This is a genomic window from Streptacidiphilus fuscans, from assembly GCF_015690355.1.
Lineage (GTDB): Bacteria > Actinomycetota > Actinomycetes > Streptomycetales > Streptomycetaceae > Streptacidiphilus > Streptacidiphilus fuscans.
Genome location: NZ_JADPRT010000008.1, coordinates 33,240 through 49,132, shown reverse-complemented (window position 1 = coordinate 49,132; position 15,893 = coordinate 33,240). Strand labels below are relative to the sequence as shown.

Here is a 15,893-nt window from a genome sequence, read left to right as displayed (position 1 = left end):
ATGAGCGGCATGGTCCAGGCGGACTGCCTGTTCTGCAAGATCGTGGCGGGCGAGATCCCGTCGACCAAGGTGCGCGAGACCGAGCACACCCTCGCCTTCCGCGACATCAACCCGCAGATGCCGACCCACGTGCTGGTGGTGCCGAAGGCCCACTACCCGAACGCCGCCGCGCTCGCCGAGGCGGACCCGGCGCTCGCGGGCACGGTGCTGGCCGAGGCCGGGCGCGTGGCCGAGGACGAGAAGGTCGCCGCCAGCGGCTACCGGCTGATCTTCAACACCGGCAGCGGCGCGGGCCAGACGGTCTTCCACGCCCACGTGCACGTGCTCGGCGGCGGCAACGGCGAGCTGCACGAGAAGCTGGTCTGACGGGTGTCAGCACGTGAGCTGGTCGTGCTGGGCACGGCCAGCCAGGTGCCCACCCGGCACCGCAACCACAACGGCTACCTGCTGCGCTGGGACGGCGAAGGCCTGCTGTTCGACCCGGGCGAGGGCACGCAGCGGCAGATGCTGCACGCCGGGGTCAGCGCCCACCAGATCACCCGGATCTGCGTCACCCACTTCCACGGGGACCACTGCCTGGGCCTGCCCGGCGTGATCCAGCGGATCAACCTGGACAAGGTCCCGTACCCCGTCACGGCCTACTACCCGGAGTCAGGCGCCCACTGGTTCGAGCGGCTCCGGCACGCGAGCGCCTTCCACGAGACCGTGCCGCTCGTGCCCGAGCCGATCGCGGGCGAGCGCGCCGTCTTCCCCGGCCCGCGCTTCGAGCTCCAGGCGGTCCGGCTCTCGCACCCGGTCGACTCCTACGGCTACCGCCTCGTCGAGCCGGACGGCCGCCGGATGCTGCCGGAAAGGCTGCGCGAGCTCGGCATCGCGGGTCCGGAGGTCGGGCAGCTCCAGCGCGACGGCCGGCTCGCACGCGAGGGCGGGACCACGGTGACGCTGGACGACGTCAGCGAGGTGCGGCCGGGGCAGCGGGCCGCGTTCGTCATGGACACCCGGCTCTGCGACGGCGTGCACGCCCTGGCCGAGGGGGCGGACCTGCTGGTCATCGAGGCGACCTTCCTGGACGCCGACGCGCACCTGGCCGAGGAGCACGGCCACCTCACCGCCGCCCAGGCCGCCCGCGTCGCCGCCGAGGCGGGCGTGCGCACGCTGGTGCTGACGCACTTCTCGCAGCGCTACCCGGACCTGGACGGTCACCTCACCGAGGCACGCAAGCACTTCGACGGCGAGATCGTGGTCGCCGAGGACCTGATGCGGGTGCCGGTTCCCGCCCGTGGAACGAGCCGTAAACCACTGGCGAATCCGGGCTGAGCAGCGCAGCATCATTGTTCCCGGCCGTTCCGTCCGTCGTACCCTTTCCCTATCAGACGGACCCGACAGTGAAATGGGATGAGGCAGGCCCGAGCGGCCGACCCATGGTTGCAGAACAGTCGAAGACCGACGCACAGCCGACCCAGCACCAGGCGCGCATCGTCATTCCGGAAAAGCACCCGATGGTGACCGTTCTCGGTACCGGGGACTCACTCCTCCGCGTGATCGAGAAAGCCTTCCCCGCCGTCGACATCCATGCCCGCGGCAACGAGGTGACGGCCACCGGCGAACCGGCGGAGACGGCACTCGTCCAGCGCGTGTTCGACGAGATGATGCTGGTGCTGCGCACCGGCCAGCCCCTGACCGAGGACACCGTGGAGCGTTCCATCGCCATGCTGCGCAAGGCGGCGGAGGACCCGAACAGCCCGGAGGCGCACGAGCGTCCGTCCTCCGTCTTCACCGCGAACATCCTCTCCAACCGGGGCCGGTCCATCCGCCCCAAGACGCTCAACCAGCAGGGCTACGTCGACGCCATCGACCGGCACACCATCGTCTTCGGCATCGGCCCGGCCGGTACCGGAAAGACGTACCTGGCCATGGCCAAGGCGGTCCAGGCGCTCCAGGCCAAGCAGGTCAACCGGATCATCCTGACCCGCCCGGCCGTCGAGGCCGGCGAGCGGCTCGGCTTCCTGCCGGGCACGCTCTACGAGAAGATCGACCCCTACCTGCGCCCGCTCTACGACGCCCTGCACGACATGATCGACCCGGACTCGATCCCGCGTCTGATGGCCGCCGGGACGATCGAGGTCGCGCCGCTCGCGTACATGCGCGGACGGACGCTGAACGACGCGTTCATCATCCTCGACGAGGCGCAGAACACCAGCGCCGAGCAGATGAAGATGTTCCTGACCCGGCTCGGCTTCAACTCCAAGATCGTGGTCACCGGCGACATCACCCAGATCGACCTGCCGGGCGGCACGACGAGCGGTCTGCGCGTGGTCCAGGACATCCTGGACGGGGTGGACGACATCCACTTCACCCGGCTGACCAGCGCCGACGTCGTCCGACACAAGCTGGTCGGGCGGATCGTCGACGCGTACAGCCGCTACGACGCGCAGGGCGCGCAGAGCGCCCAGGGCGCGAACGGCGCGGCTCCGCAGCAGTCCCGCCGTCCCTGACAGCACGCTCCTGACAGCCCGCACCATCCTCCTTCCACGAGCCGCAGAAAGCCGAGAACCGCACCCGCCATGGCGATCGACATCAACAACGAATCCGGCACGGAGGTCGACGAGGAGGCGCTCCTCGACGTCGCCCGCTTCGCGCTGGACCGGATGCGCATCCACCCGCTGTCCGAGCTCTCCGTCATCGTCGTCGACGAGGAGGCCATGGCGGCCCTGCACGTGCAGTGGATGGACGAGCCCGGCCCGACGGACGTGATGTCCTTCCCGATGGACGAGCTGCGTCCCGGCAAGGAGGACGAGGAGCTCCCGCAGGGTCTCCTCGGCGACATCGTGCTCTGCCCGGAGGTGGCGACCAAGCAGGGCGCCGCCAACGGGCACTCGATGGACGCGGAGCTGCAACTGCTCACGGTCCACGGGGTGTTGCACGTGCTCGGCTACGACCACGAGGACCCGGAGGAGGAGCGCGAGATGTTCGGCCTCCAGAAGCGGATCCTGGACGACTGGCGCGCCGCACGCGGCGAGACCGGCCCGTCCCCGGCCCCGACCACCCGATAACGCGGGGTAGCTGGAAATGAGCGGCTTCAGTACCAGCTTCCTCGTCGGGGCGGTGCTGCTCGTCATCTGTGCGTGGCTGGCCGCGTGCGCCGAGGCGGGCATCTCGCGGGTCTCCCGCTTCCGGGCGGAGGAGGCGGTCCGGGCCGGAAAGCGGGGTTCGCAGCGGCTGTTGGCGCTGGCGAGCGACCCGATCCGCTACCTCAACCTGGCCACGCTGATCCGGGTCACCTGCGAGATGGCGGCGGCCGTGCTGGTCACCGTGGTCTGCGTGCGGGGCTTCCACCACACCTGGCAGGCGGTGCTGGTGTCGATCGGCGCGATGGTGCTGGTCTCCTACGTCGCCGTCGGCGTCTCGCCGCGCACCATCGGGCGCCAGCACCCGCTGAACTCGGCGACGGCCGCCTCCTACGTGCTGCTGCCGCTGGCCCGGGTGATGGGACCGATCCCACGGCTGCTGATCCTGCTCGGCAACGCGCTGACGCCGGGCAAGGGCTTCCGCGAGGGTCCGTTCGCGTCCGAGGCGGAGCTGCGGGCGCTGGTCGACCTGGCCGAGAAGGACGACCTGATCGAGGACGACGAGCGGCGCATGGTCCACTCCGTCTTCGAGCTGGGCGACACCATCGTCCGCGAGGTGATGGTGCCGCGGACCGACCTGGTGCTGATCGAGCGCGGCAAGACCGTCCGGCAGGCCCTGACGCTGGCGCTGCGCAGCGGCTTCTCCCGGATACCGGTGGTGGGCGAGAACGAGGACGACGTCGTCGGCATCGCCTACCTCAAGGACCTGGTCCGCCGTACCCACACCAACCGTGACGCGGAGTCGGAGCCGGTCGGTCAGGTGATGCGCCCGGCCACCTTCGTGCCCGACAGCAAGCCGGTCGCGGACCTGCTGCGGGAGATGCAGCAGGACCGGATCCACGTCGCGGTCGTCATCGACGAGTACGGCGGGACGGCGGGGCTGGTCACCATCGAGGACATCCTGGAGGAGATCGTCGGCGAGATCACCGACGAGTACGACCGCGAGACCCCGCCGGTCGAGCCCCTCCCGGACGGCTCCTACCGGATCACCGCCCGGCTTCCCGTGGAGGAGCTGGGCGAGCTGTTCGGCATAGAACTCGACGACGAGGACGTGGAGACCGTCGGCGGTCTGCTGGCCAAGGCTCTGGGCAGGGTCCCGATCCCCGGTTCCGACGCCGAGGTCCCGGTCCCTGCCGCAGACGGCATGCCGATCCAGGCGATCCGCCTGACGGCGGAGAGCACGGCGGGCCGCCGCAACCGGATCGGGACGCTGCTGGCGTCCCCGGTCCTGCGGGCGGCCCACCCGTTCGCTGACGAGGACGAGGCTCGTAGCGAGACGGACTGATCACTTCCTGCGCGCTGCGGCGCCCAGGCCGGCGGCCACCACGAGGGCGAGGACGGACAGCGCCACAGCGTCCGCGCCCAGCCCCAGCTTGACGCCGCCCAGCACGTCCGCGTGTGTCGAGGCGAGCGCGCTCAGCAGCGGGATGCCGACGGTCATGCCGACCTGCTGGGTGGTCGTCGCCAGTCCGGTCGCCAGCCCCTGCTCGGCGTCCGGCAGGCCCGAGGTCGCGGTGACGTTGTAGCCGACGATCGCCGCCATGTGCCCGATCCCGGCCAGCGAGATCACCGTCAGGAAGACCCAGGTGCCCCGGGTGCCGGTGCTGATGCCCAGCAGCCCGAAGGTGAGCGCCGCCTGCAGCAGCAGGCCGCCGACCAGGACCTTGGCGGAGCCGTGACGGGAGACCAGGCGGGGTGCCACGGTCCCGGTGACCGCGCAGACCAGGCCGAGGACGCCGAAGACCAGGCCGGTCAGCACCGGTGACAGGTGGTTGACCTGCTGCAGGTAGAGCGTGCCGAGGAAGACCGCGCCGGGCATGGACGCCAGGGTCGCCAGCCCGCCGAGGTTGCCGAAGGCCACGCTCGGGCGGCGCAGGATCCGCAGCGAGACCAGCGGCTCGGCGGTGCGGGCCTCGATGACGACGAAGGCGGTCAGCAGCACGGCCGCCGCGACCAGGGTGACCAGCACGGACGTGTCGCCGAAGCCGTGCTGCGCGGCCGTGGACAGGGCGTAGATCAGCGACAGCAGGCCGCCGGTGACCGTCACCGCGCCGGGCACGTCGATCCGCGGGCGCACCTCGTTGCGGGACTCGGTCAGCAGCAGCGGCGCGGCGACCAGCACGGCCGCGCCCATCACCACGTTCAGGCCCATGGTGGACCGCCAGGTCAGCAGCTGGGTCAGCACCCCGCCCAGCACCATGCCGCTGGTGAAGCCGATCGCCATCAGGCTGCCCATGATGCCGAGCGCCCGGTCACGCTGCGGGCCCTCGCGGAAGGTCGTGGTCAGCAGCGCCATCCCGGACGGCACGATCGCCGCCGCGCCGAGGCCCTGGAGCGCACGGCCGGCCAGGAAGCTGGCCGGTGACCAGGCCAGGGTCGCCAGCACGGAAGCCGCGGTGAAGAGCGACAGCCCGGCCAGGAAGATCCGGCGTCGGCCCACCGAGTCGGCGATCCGCCCGAAGAGCAGCAGGAACCCGCCGGACGGCAGGGCGAAGGCGGTCATGCCCCACTGCAGGTTCGCCTGCGACAGGTGCAGCGCGTGGCCCAGGGTGGGGAGCGCGATGTTGAGGATGGAGAAGTCCAGCGCCACCGCGAACTGGGCGGCACAGAGCACGAAGAGGACCAGCCGGGCCCGTCCGGAGAGCCGGCCTGACGGTGTGCCGAAATGATCGGTGTGAAGCGGACTGTCGGTGCGGGAGAGTGTCGAGTCGATGGCCATGACCAGCATCGTTCTGCGGATCGACGGGCGGTGGAGAGAGGGCGCTTGTCCTGTTGGTGGCACCACCAGGCAAACGGAGTTGGTTACGCTGGAACCCGACTGGACGGCATGGGGGAGCAGGGGGAGTCCGTGGACGTTCGTACCAGTACCGCTGACGCGCGCCGCCGGGCGGATCTGCGCGAGTTCCTGATGAGCCGACGGGCGCGGGTCAGCCCCGCCGACGCCGGGCTGCCGGACGGCGGAGCGCGGCGGCGGACGCCGGGCCTGCGCCGCGAGGAGGTCGCGGTGCTGGCCGGGGTCGGCGTCAGCTGGTACCAGTGGCTGGAGCAGGGCCGCGACATCACGGTTTCCGGCCAGGTGCTCGACTCGGTCTCGCGGGTATTGCGCCTGGACGATCCGGAGCGGCGTCATCTCTACGTGCTGGCCGGTCTCAACCCGCCGCTGGAGGCGGTGCCGGACACGGCGACGCCGGTGGGCGAGTCGATCCGGCGGCTGATCGACTCCTGGATGCCGATGCCGGCCAACGTCATCGACCGCTACTGGAACAGCATCGCGGTCAACGACGCGGCGACGGCCGTCTTCGACTTCAACGACTCCTGGCGCAACTGCCTGACCTCCTACTTCACCAACCCCATCTACCGTGCCCGGCACGTCGGTTGGGAGCACGACGCGGCGGACATCGCGGCCGAGTACCGGGCCGCGGCGGCGGAGTTCCCCGGGGACGAGGGGTTCGTCCAGATCGTCGAGGAACTCTCGGAGATCAGCGAGGAGTTCGGCACGCTCTGGGCACGCGGCGACGTCCGCCGTCCGGGCACGCGGACCAAGCTGGTCGACCATCCGCAGGTCGGCGACCTGCACTTCGAGAGCACCCAGCTGCGGGTGCCGGAGCGGCCGGACCTGACCGTCGTGCTGCACAACGCTCTCCCGGGCACGGACACCATGGCCAAGTTGGAGTGGCTCGCCTCCCCGGAGGGCCGCCGCTCGACGATCCGGCCCCTGGCGGGCTGACGGGCTGACGGGCTGGCGGAGGTCGCGGGCTGACGGCTTCAGGGGCTGATTCGTGCACCGGGCGGCCCTGTCCGGTCGATCCGTGCACGGAGGTGGGGCTCAGGGGACTGCGGGGGAGCATGTGCTCGCACGAGTACCCAGCACGAGTACCCAGCACAAGTACCCCGCACGAGTCGCCGGAGACGTCCATGGCCCCCACCTTTGCCGAGTCCGCAGCCTTCCTGCAGCTGGAGCTGGCCGCGTTGCGGCGGGAGATCCACCGGGAGCCGGAAATCGGCCTGGATCTGCCGAAGACGCAGGCGCGGGTCCTGGCGGCCCTGGACGGCCTGGGCCTTGAGGTGTCGCTGGGCCAGAAGCTGAGCAGCGTCACGGCGGTGCTGCGTGGCGGGCGTCCGGGGCCCGCGGTGCTGCTGCGGGCCGACATGGACGCGTTGCCGGTGCAGGAGACCAGCGGGTTGCCGTTCGCCTCACAGATCCCGGGGGCGATGCACGCGTGCGGCCATGACCTGCATGTGGCCGGACTCGTGGGCGCGGCACGGCTGTTGGCCGAGCGGCGCGAGGAGATCGCCGGGTCGGTGGTCTTCATGTTCCAGCCCGGCGAGGAGGGCCAGGGCGGCGCGCAGCAGATGATCGACGAGGGCGTGCTGGACGCCGCGGGTGAACGCGTGGTCGCCGCCTACGCGTTGCACGTGGCCTCCGCGCTGCTCCCGGCCGGGTGGGTGGCCGGGCGTCCCGGGCCGATCATGGCCGCGTGCGACAAGCTGCGGGTCACCCTGCGCGGTCGCGGCGGGCACGGGTCCAGCCCGCATGCCGCGCTGGACCCGGTCCCGGCGGCGTGCGAGGCGGTGCTGGCGCTGCAGTCGATGGTGACCCGGCGGTTCGACGCCTTCGACCCGGTCGTGCTGACCGTGGGCACGTTCCACGCGGGCAGCGTCGAGAACGTCATCCCGGAGACGGCGACCTTCGCCGCGACCATCCGCTCGTTCTCGGTCGAGGCGCGGGCGCGGGTCTTCGAGGAGTCGCTGCGCGTGGTGCGCGGCATCGGTGAGGCGCACGGTCTGACCGTGGAGGCCGAGATCGAGCCCGGCTACCCGGTCACGGTCAACGACCCGGCCGAGGCCGCCTTCACCGCACGGACGGTCGCGCGGACGCTGGGGGAGGGCCGGTACGTCGAGATGCCGCACCCGGTGGCCGGCTCCGAGGACTTCGGCGTCCTCGGGGCGCTGGTGCCGTCGGCCTACGTGATGCTGGGCGCGTGCCCGGCGGACGCGGATCCGTTCACGGCCCCCTACAACCACGCCCCGGAGGCGGCCTTCGACGACGGCGTCCTGGCCGACGGCGCCGCGCTGCTCGCCGCGCTGGCCTTCGACCGCCTGGCGCAGGAGCAGGGCTGATCTGTGCAGCGCCGAGCTGACCGTCAGGTGTCGATCGGCACGTAGCCGACGGCACGGCCCTCGGGGTCGAGGAGGCGGCCGACGAGTTTGACCGTGCGCAGGGTGACCTGACGGTCGATCACTCGCGCCCTCGGGAACGCGCGGCCGAGCTCGGCCTCCACCTGCCGGGCCTCGCCGATCTGGTGGGTCATCACATACGCCGCCACATTGGCCTCCGCGCCCGCGACCACGCCGCACATCCGGGTCTGGGCGAGGTCGCCGAGCCAGCGGCAGGCGGCATCGAGGTCCGCCGACGGGACGTCCAGCCACAGCGTCGTGCCGACCGCGTGGCCGCCCAGCCTGGGGCTCGCGTCGCAGCGCAGCACGAGGAAGCCGGAGCGGCGCAGCTCGTCGACGCGGCGGCGGACCGTGGTCGGCGGCAGACCGGTCCGCTCGGCCAGCTCGGCGAAGGTCATCCGGCCGTCCGCGCCGAGCGCGTGCATCAGTGCCCGGTCGGTCGGGCCGAGGCTGGTGGGGCTGCCTTCGGTCCGGGGCTCGCCGCCGTCGGGCTCGCTGTCCCAGGGCAGGTCGCCGATGGCCTCGCGCTGCTCAGGGTCGAGTGCGCCGTCGCGCCAGGTGCTGCCCTCGCGCAGGGTGCGTTCGACGAAGGCCGTCCGGGTGCGCAGCACGCCGGGGACGTGGCCGACGCGGTCCAGCACGTAGGCGGTGAGCTGGCCCGGGGTCAGCGCGGCCACGGTGACGATCACGTCCGCGCCGCCGCTCACCAGGTCGACGGTCGGCGCCTGCGGGTCCGTCGCCAGTGTCGCGGCGACCTCGGTGACCGCGTCGGCCCGGCACTCCACCGAGACGAGTGCCGTCAGGCCCCTGCCGATCCGGTCGGCGGACGGGTAGCAGGTCACCCAGGCATCGCCGTCGGCGGAGAGCCGGGCCCAGCGCCGGGACAGCGTCGCGGGGTCGACGCCGAGCGGCCCGGCCAGCCGTGACCACGGCGCCCGCGGGTCGGCCCGCAGCGCGTCGACCAGAGCCAGGTCCAGTTCGTCGATCACAGCGGCCATGATGACCGAAGGATGGCTGAAGGACGACCGAAGGACGACCGGAGGAGGACGGAAGGAGGACCGAAGCGTGTTCCTTCGGGCGCGCGAGGGCTAGCCTCGGAACCGGAGTGATCATCGATCTCGGGAGGTCCGTCCATGACCACGACACCCACCGCCGCCCTGCGCGAGTCAGCCGCCTCGCTGCAGCCGGAGTTGGCCGCGTTGCGGCGGGAGATCCACCGGGAGCCGGAGATCGGCCTGGATCTGCCGAAGACGCAGGCGCGGGTTCTGGCCGCGATCGAGGGGCTGGGTCTTGAGGTGACGCTGGGCCAGAAGCTGAGCAGCGTCACGGCGGTGCTGCGTGGCGGGCGTCCCGGGCCCGCGGTGCTGCTGCGCGGGGACATGGACGCGTTGCCGGTGCAGGAGACCAGCGGGCTGCCGTTCGCCTCGCAGACCGCGGGCACCATGCATGCCTGTGGTCATGACCTGCATGTGGCCGGGTTGGTCGGCGCGGCACGGCTGTTGGCGGAGCGCCGCGAGGAGATCGCGGGGTCGGTGGTCTTCATGTTCCAGCCCGGCGAGGAGGGCCAGGGCGGCGCGAAGATCATGATCGACGAGGGCCTGCTCGACGCGGCCGGGGCCGAGGTCGTCGCGGCCTACGGACTGCACGTCGTCGCCGGGATGCTGCCCGGCGGTGTCGTCTCCGGCCGCCCCGGACCGGCGATGGCGGCGGCCGACAGCCTGTACGTCACCATGCGCGGTCGCGGCGGCCACGGCTCGGCCCCGCAGGCCGCGCTGGACCCGATCCCGGCGCTCTGCGAGGCCGTGACGGCGCTCCAGACGATGGTGACCCGGCGCTTCGACGCCTTCGACCCGGTCGTCGTCACCGTCGGACACATCCAGGGCGGCACCATCAACAACGTCATCCCCGACGACGCGTCGTTCGAGGCCACCATCCGCTCCTTCTCGCCGCAGGCGCGGGCCCGGGCCGAGGAGGAGACGCTGCGGGTGGTGCACGGCGTCGCCGCCGCGCACGGGCTGGAGGTGGACGCGCGCTACGAGCGGCTCTACCCGGTCACCATGAACGATCCCGCCGAGGCCGAGTTCGCCGCCCGGACCGTCCGTGAGCTGCTCGGCGAGGACCGGTTCCGGCCGATGCCGCAGCCGCTCGCGGGCGCGGAGGACTTCTCGTTCGTCTGCGAGCGGGTGCCGTCCGCGTACTTCTTCCTCGGCGCGTGCCCGCCGGGCGCCGACCCGGAGACGGCCGCCTACAACCACTCGCCGGAGGCGCTCTTCGACGACTCGGTCCTCGCCGACGGCGCGGCCCTGCTCGCCCAGCTCGCGCTCGGCCGCCTGGCCCGCGAGAGCTGAGCCCTCGGCCTCCGCAGCTTGCAGCCCCCGGCCTTTAGCCCCGCAGCTCCTTGAGCACGGCGGCGACCTGCCCGAGGGGGTCGGGGCCGACGGGCCGCAGCACGACCGTTCCGGCGCCCGCCGCGCCCAGCGCGCGGGCGGCGGACGCGGCCTCGGCCGGGGTGCCGGAGAGGGAGAAGGTCTGCTCGACCGGACGGCCGAGCCAGGCGGCGTGCTCGGCCACGACGCGCTCCAGCGCGAGCGCGGCGTCCCGGCCGTCCCTGCTTGCCTCGGGTGCCTCGGGTGCCGTGCCCACGCCGAGGAAGGCTAGGACGGTCAGCTGGTGGTCCGGGCCGGCGCCGCCGCGCTCGGCCAGGGCACGGGCGGTCCGCAGGTCGTCCGGCCCCATGCCCTCGACGACCAGCGTCCCGTCGGCGACCCGTCCCGCCAGCTCCAGCGACTTGGGTGAGACCACGCCCGCCAGCACCGGCGGCACCGCGTCCGGTGCGGGCGGGTGGACCAGCTGGACGCCGTCCATCCGCAGCTCGCGGCCGTCGACGGTCACCCGTTCGCCACGCAGCAGCCCCCGGACGGCGGTCACGGTCTCTTCGAGAAGGGAGAGCGGCGAGCGCGGCGCCACGCCGACCTGGCGCATCCACTCACGGACGCCGTGACCGATCCCGGCCGTGAACCGTCCGGGGAAGGCACGTGCCAGCGTGGCGATCTCCATCGCCAGCAGGGCCGGGCTGCGCAGCGGCGCGGGCGCGATCCCGAGCCCGACCCGGATCCGTTCGGTCGCCCCCAGCGCCACCGCTGCGGCGGTCATACCGCCGTTCCAGCCGAGGTCCTCGACCACCCACAGGTCGTCCACCCCGAGCGCCTCCACCTCGCGGGCGAAGGCGGCCAACCCGGCCGGGTCCCACGCGCGGTCGAACATCACGCCGATCCGAAGGTCAGTCATGCCCGTATTCTCGTGCCATGAGCGAGCAGTCCGTCGAGCTTGACGCAGAAGACAAGAAGATCATCACTCTGGCGCGGTCCGCCCGGGCCCGTAACGGCGTCGCCGAGGGCGCGGCGGTCCGTGACGAGACCGGTCGCACCTATGTCGCCGGCACGGTCGACCTGCCGTCGCTGCACCTCAGCGCGTTGCAGACGGCCGTGGCCATGGCCGTCGCCAGCGGTGCCAAGGGCCTGGAGGCGGCCGCGGTCGTCTCGGACGCCAACCACCCGGCCGAGGGGGACCTCGCCGCGGTCCGCGACCTCGGCGGCGCGGGGACCTCCGTCTTCCTCGCAGGCACCGACGCCGTGGTGCGGCAGACGGTCGTCGTGGAGTAGTGGAGTAGGTGTTCCTGCTGCGGTAGGCACGCGTGTGGGGAGCCCCGGTCCGGTTCGGATCGGGGCCAGGGGGTTGCGGTCAGCGAGGGGGACGGGTGAGGGGCGTCGGGATCGTCTGCGGAGTGCTGTTCGTGCTGATGGGCATGGGCCACTGGCAGCAGGACCACAACTGGGGCTGGCTCGCGGCGTCGATCGCCGTCGCCCTGTTCACGCTCGCCTCCCTCTTCCAGCGGGGGAAGGGGAAGTAGCCCCGCGCGCTGCGGGTGGTCCTGCGGCTCTGATCACGTCCGCTCCCCGCGTAGGGGACAATGGCCGCATGAGTTCTAGCTCCACCCAGCAGCACCGCTCGGGTTTCGCCTGTTTCGTCGGGCGGCCCAACGCCGGCAAGTCCACCCTGACCAACGCGCTCGTCGGCACCAAGGTTGCGATCACCTCCGACCGTCCGCAGACCACCCGGCACACCGTGCGCGGCATCGTGCACCGGCCGGAAGCACAGCTCGTGCTGGTCGACACGCCCGGCCTGCACAAGCCCCGTACGCTCCTCGGCGAGCGTCTCAACGACGTGGTGCGGACGACGTGGGCCGAGGTCGACGTCATCGGCTTCTGCCTGCCCGCCGACCAGAAGATCGGCCCCGGCGACAAGTTCATCGCCAAGGAGATCGCCGGGATCAAGCGTCGGCCCAAGGTCGCCATCATCACCAAAACGGACCTGGTCGACTCCAAGCGCCTGGCGGAGCAGCTGCTCGCCGTCGCGCAGATGGGCGCGGAGTTCGGCATCGAGTGGGCGGAGATCATCCCCGTCTCGGCCAAGGATGGCCACCAGGTCGACCTCCTTGTCGACCTGCTCGTCCCGCTGCTGCCCGAGGGTCCGCAGCTCTACCCGGACGGCGACCTGACCGACGAGCCCGAGCAGATCATGGTCGCCGAGCTGATCCGTGAGGCCGCGCTGGAGGGCGTCCGCGACGAGCTGCCGCACTCGCTCGCCGTCGTGGTCGAGGAGATGATCCCGCGCGAGGACCGTCCCGCCGACCGCCCGCTGCTCGACATCCACGCCAACGTGTACATCGAGCGGCAGAGCCAGAAGGCCATCGTCATCGGTGCCAAGGGCGCCCGGCTCAAGCACGTCGGCACGGTCGCCCGCAAGCAGATCGAGGCCCTGCTCGGCACCCCGGTCTTCCTGGACCTCCACGTCAAGGTCGCCAAGGACTGGCAGCGCGACCCGAAGCAGCTGCGCAAGCTCGGTTTCTGACGCTCGATCAGATCTGCCCTCACGCAGCCGGTTTGGTGAACCGTAGCGGAGCACGAAAGGATGGCGGGGAGACGACGGCCGATCGGCGGCGGCGCTACGGGAAACGCGTGGGCCGCGCCGTCGGAGACGTGCCGTTCGGCGTCTCCCCGGAGGTGCCTCCCCTGGGCTGACGCCCGGTGACCGGCCCCGTTCCTGGGCAGTGCCTGGCCCAGGGGCGCGGCCGGTCCCCGTCCGCTGCTTCCACCGCTTCCGGTGCTTCCGGTGCGGAGTCCGTGGTCGTGGGGTCTGCGGAGTCTGCCGGGGCGGCGAGGCAGGCGTCCGTCGGGAAGTCGCGGTGCCGGGGGAGCGGCGAGGCCAGCAGCAGGAGGGCCGCCAGTGGCACACCCGCCGTCATGATCCACATCGCCGGGACCAGGCCCACCCATCCGGCGAGCGCACCCGCGAGCACCGCCCCGAGCGGGATCGCGCCGAAGTTCAGCACGGACGCGGTCGCGGTGACGCGGCCGAGCAGGCCCGTGGGGCAGTAGCGCTGTTGGAAGCCGGCCTTGAGCACGTTGCCGCCCACGATCCCGAGCGAGACGCAGAGGCTGCCCGCGAGGTAGAGGCCGAGGCCCGCCCCTGCGGTCGTCAGCGGGATCAGCAGGACCAGGGCAGGCAGGCCGAGTTCGAGGACGAGCATTGCCCGCGCCGTCCCGATCCTGGCGCCGATCCGGGGCCCGGCGAACGCACCCAGCACGCCGCCCAGGCCGGACGCCGCGATCAGCAGGCCGACCGCGGTCGCACTCACTCCGACGTGCTGGATCAGGAAGACGACCTGGATCGACTGGAAGCCGGTCAACGCCAGGTTGGAGGCCGCGCCGAAGAGCGTGAACGAGCGGATCCACGGGTCGCCCGCCACCAGGCGCAGCCCCTCGGCGATGTCCCGGCGCAGCGGGCGTCGCTCCTTGGCGGGAGCCGGGGCCGGAGCGGCTGGGGCGGCGGGGCGGTGCCGGATCGAGCCGAGGCAGAGCAGCGAGACCATGAACGTGCCAGCGTTCACCAGCATCCCGCCTGTCACGCCCAGCAGTTGGGCCAGCGCGCCGCCCGAGCTCAGGCCGACGAGCTGTGCGGCGGAGGCGCTGCCCTGGAGCTTCGCGTTGCCTTCGGCCCGGTCCTGGGAGGGGAGCAGGACCGGCAGGTAGGCGGTGTAGGCGGTCTGGAAGAAGACCTGCGCGGTGCCGCGGACGAGGGCCACGCCCAGCAGTTGGCCGATGCTGAGCACGCCCGCCCAGGCCGCGGCCGGGACGCTGGCCACGGTCAGCAGCGCCACCGCCTGGGCCACGGCCATCACCGGCCGGTGGGGGAGCCGGTCCACCCAGGCCCCGGCCGGAAGGCCGACCAGCAGCCACGGCAGCCAGGCGGCGGCGGTGATCAGACTGACCGTCAGGGCGTCGGCGTGGAGCACGGTGAGGGCGATCAGCGGCATCGCCACGCCGGTGACGCAGGAGCCGAACTGACCGGCGACCTCACCGGTCCACAGCAGGCGGAAGTCGCGGTCGCGCCGCAGCAGACCGGTCATGACGCGGCCGTGTCCTTCCGGGGAGCCGAGTCCTTCCGGGGAAAGGACTGGAGCTGGACGGTGACCGGAAGCGATCCCGGCGCGTCGCCCGCCGTGCCGGCACTGTCCGTGGCCTCGGCGCGGTAGCGCTCCAGGACGGCGAGCAGTTCGGCGTTGAGCGCGCGGAGGCGGTCCGGGGTCAGGCGCAGGTCGTACTGGGAGAGGTTGCCGGTGCCGCGCCACTCCTCGGGCCAGTCCTGCTCAAGGTAGTCACTGACCCGACGGAACTGGGTGCGCACGGTCTCCTGGAGGTAGGACGCGAGTACCGCCCGGTTCTCCGGATTGGCGCGGAAGTCGGCGCTCTCGACGACCTCGGGGGTGGAGACCCGCCGCCACCAGCGCTCGCGCCGGGTGCCGCGTTCGGCGTCCTCCTCGATGTAGCCGTGCTGGGCGAGTTGGCGCAGATGCCAGCTCACCGTGCCGGTGTTCTCGCCGAGCCGTCCGGCGAGCGTCGTCCCGGTGGCGGGGCCCTCGGAGGCCAGCAGGTCGAGCAGGCGCATGCGCAGCGGGTGCGCCAAGGCCCGCAGGCTGCGCGGGTCGAGCACTCGGGAGGCTTCGGCGGAAGGACGTTCGGGGCGTGGGTCCTTGCTCATGGCATGACGATAGCGTGCAGAGACTTCTCTGCAAAGGGTTCTCTGTAGAGAAGTCTCTGCATTTTTGAAAGCGGCTCGGCGGTGCTCAGGCGATGCTCAGACCGTGCTCAGTACCAGCCCTATCAAGGAGCGCTGACTCGCCGTCAGCTGCGGCTCGGTGCAGTAGCCCGTGGGGCGGCCGTCCACCGTGATGGCGTACTGGAAGCCGTGTGGCCCGGCCAGGATCGGGTTGCGGGTGCAGGCGCCGAGGGCCTCGCGCACGATGGCGTGGATGTGCGGCGCATCCGGCCGCCCCTCCGTGTCCAGCAAGGCCCGGTGCTCGTTCGCGGCGGACCCGTCCGTGCGGGTGACCAAGATGCGCATAGTAATCAGTGTGCTCCGTGGAGCAACGAAAATGGAGCCCTGGAAGGCCTTGACTCTTGCTAGGTGATCACTCGATCACCAATCGCTCACGATCGCTCAGGCCGCTCGTCGGGCCGCCCGCCC

General features: G+C 72.0%; 17 protein-coding genes. 11 read left to right on the top strand and 6 right to left on the bottom strand.

Annotated features, from left to right (window positions below; all coding sequences use genetic code 11):
* From I2501_RS19935 to I2501_RS19915, 5 genes are all read left to right on the top strand, one after another.
* Entirely contained in the window at positions 1-366 is a 366-nt protein-coding gene (locus I2501_RS19935) for a histidine triad nucleotide-binding protein (RefSeq protein ID WP_196195489.1), read from the top strand.
* 3 nt (positions 367-369) lie between these two features.
* Complete coding sequence (locus I2501_RS19930; protein ID WP_196195488.1) at positions 370-1,317, top strand: ribonuclease Z; 948 nt, start codon at positions 370-372, stop codon at positions 1,315-1,317.
* Positions 1,318-1,421: 104 nt separating this feature from the next.
* A complete protein-coding gene (locus I2501_RS19925) occupies positions 1,422-2,495 on the top strand; it encodes a PhoH family protein (protein WP_196195487.1) in 1,074 nt (357 codons plus the stop codon).
* 69 nt (positions 2,496-2,564) lie between these two features.
* On the top strand, positions 2,565-3,053 hold the full coding sequence (gene ybeY, locus I2501_RS19920; protein WP_196195486.1) for an rRNA maturation RNase YbeY: 489 nt from the start codon (positions 2,565-2,567) through the stop codon (positions 3,051-3,053).
* 16 nt (positions 3,054-3,069) lie between these two features.
* Complete coding sequence (locus tag I2501_RS19915; RefSeq protein ID WP_196195485.1) at positions 3,070-4,413, top strand: hemolysin family protein; 1,344 nt, start codon at positions 3,070-3,072, stop codon at positions 4,411-4,413.
* On the opposite strand, the gene I2501_RS19910 is transcribed toward I2501_RS19915, so the two are convergent.
* The gene (locus I2501_RS19910) at positions 4,414-5,847 is read right to left on the bottom strand and encodes an MFS transporter (RefSeq protein ID WP_196195484.1); all 1,434 of its coding nucleotides are present in this window, start codon (positions 5,845-5,847) and stop codon (positions 4,414-4,416) included.
* A gap of 129 nt (positions 5,848-5,976) precedes the next feature.
* Between I2501_RS19910 and I2501_RS19905 the strand changes: the two genes are divergently transcribed.
* Both I2501_RS19905 and I2501_RS19900 read left to right on the top strand, forming a co-directional pair.
* Positions 5,977-6,855, top strand: coding sequence for a helix-turn-helix transcriptional regulator (locus tag I2501_RS19905; protein WP_408022757.1), 879 nt, complete (start codon positions 5,977-5,979; stop codon positions 6,853-6,855).
* Positions 6,856-7,043: 188 nt separating this feature from the next.
* Entirely contained in the window at positions 7,044-8,249 is a 1,206-nt protein-coding gene (locus tag I2501_RS19900; protein WP_196195482.1) for a M20 metallopeptidase family protein, read from the top strand.
* 23 nt (positions 8,250-8,272) lie between these two features.
* On the opposite strand, the gene I2501_RS19895 is transcribed toward I2501_RS19900, so the two are convergent.
* Positions 8,273-9,304 (bottom strand): Lrp/AsnC family transcriptional regulator, encoded by a 1,032-nt coding sequence (locus tag I2501_RS19895; protein WP_215909799.1) that lies wholly within the window; start codon positions 9,302-9,304, stop codon positions 8,273-8,275.
* Positions 9,305-9,439: 135 nt separating this feature from the next.
* Here I2501_RS19895 and I2501_RS19890 point away from each other — a divergent pair, with 135 nt between their 5' ends.
* Positions 9,440-10,654 carry a M20 metallopeptidase family protein gene (locus tag I2501_RS19890; protein WP_196195481.1) on the top strand — a complete coding sequence of 405 codons (1,215 nt, stop codon included), beginning with the start codon at positions 9,440-9,442 and terminating at the stop codon, positions 10,652-10,654.
* A gap of 34 nt (positions 10,655-10,688) precedes the next feature.
* Here I2501_RS19890 and I2501_RS19885 read toward each other — a convergent pair whose 3' ends face one another.
* Entirely contained in the window at positions 10,689-11,594 is a 906-nt protein-coding gene (locus I2501_RS19885; RefSeq protein ID WP_196195480.1) for an LLM class flavin-dependent oxidoreductase, read from the bottom strand.
* Between the two features lie 17 nt (positions 11,595-11,611).
* Here I2501_RS19885 and I2501_RS19880 point away from each other — a divergent pair, with 17 nt between their 5' ends.
* The 3 genes from I2501_RS19880 (at position 11,612) to era (ending at position 13,217) form a co-directional block, all read left to right on the top strand.
* Positions 11,612-11,968: a cytidine/deoxycytidylate deaminase family protein gene (locus I2501_RS19880; RefSeq protein ID WP_196195479.1), complete on the top strand. Its 357-nt coding sequence runs from the start codon at positions 11,612-11,614 to the stop codon at positions 11,966-11,968.
* Positions 11,969-12,063: 95 nt separating this feature from the next.
* Positions 12,064-12,216 (top strand): hypothetical protein, encoded by a 153-nt coding sequence (locus tag I2501_RS19875; RefSeq protein WP_196195478.1) that lies wholly within the window; start codon positions 12,064-12,066, stop codon positions 12,214-12,216.
* 68 nt (positions 12,217-12,284) lie between these two features.
* Entirely contained in the window at positions 12,285-13,217 is a 933-nt protein-coding gene (gene era / locus I2501_RS19870; RefSeq protein WP_196195477.1) for a GTPase Era, read from the top strand.
* Between the two features lie 94 nt (positions 13,218-13,311).
* Here era and I2501_RS19865 read toward each other — a convergent pair whose 3' ends face one another.
* The 3 genes from I2501_RS19865 to I2501_RS19855 all read right to left on the bottom strand — a co-directional run bounded on the left by I2501_RS19865 (position 13,312) and on the right by I2501_RS19855 (position 15,770).
* Complete coding sequence (locus I2501_RS19865; RefSeq protein WP_196195476.1) at positions 13,312-14,775, bottom strand: MFS transporter; 1,464 nt, start codon at positions 14,773-14,775, stop codon at positions 13,312-13,314.
* Positions 14,772-15,407 carry a winged helix-turn-helix domain-containing protein gene (locus tag I2501_RS19860; RefSeq protein WP_196195475.1) on the bottom strand — a complete coding sequence of 212 codons (636 nt, stop codon included), beginning with the start codon at positions 15,405-15,407 and terminating at the stop codon, positions 14,772-14,774. Before I2501_RS19860 ends, I2501_RS19865 begins: the two co-directional genes overlap by 4 nt.
* A gap of 96 nt (positions 15,408-15,503) precedes the next feature.
* Entirely contained in the window at positions 15,504-15,770 is a 267-nt protein-coding gene (locus tag I2501_RS19855; protein WP_196195474.1) for a protealysin inhibitor emfourin, read from the bottom strand.
* Between the last annotated feature and the right edge of the window lie 123 nt (positions 15,771-15,893).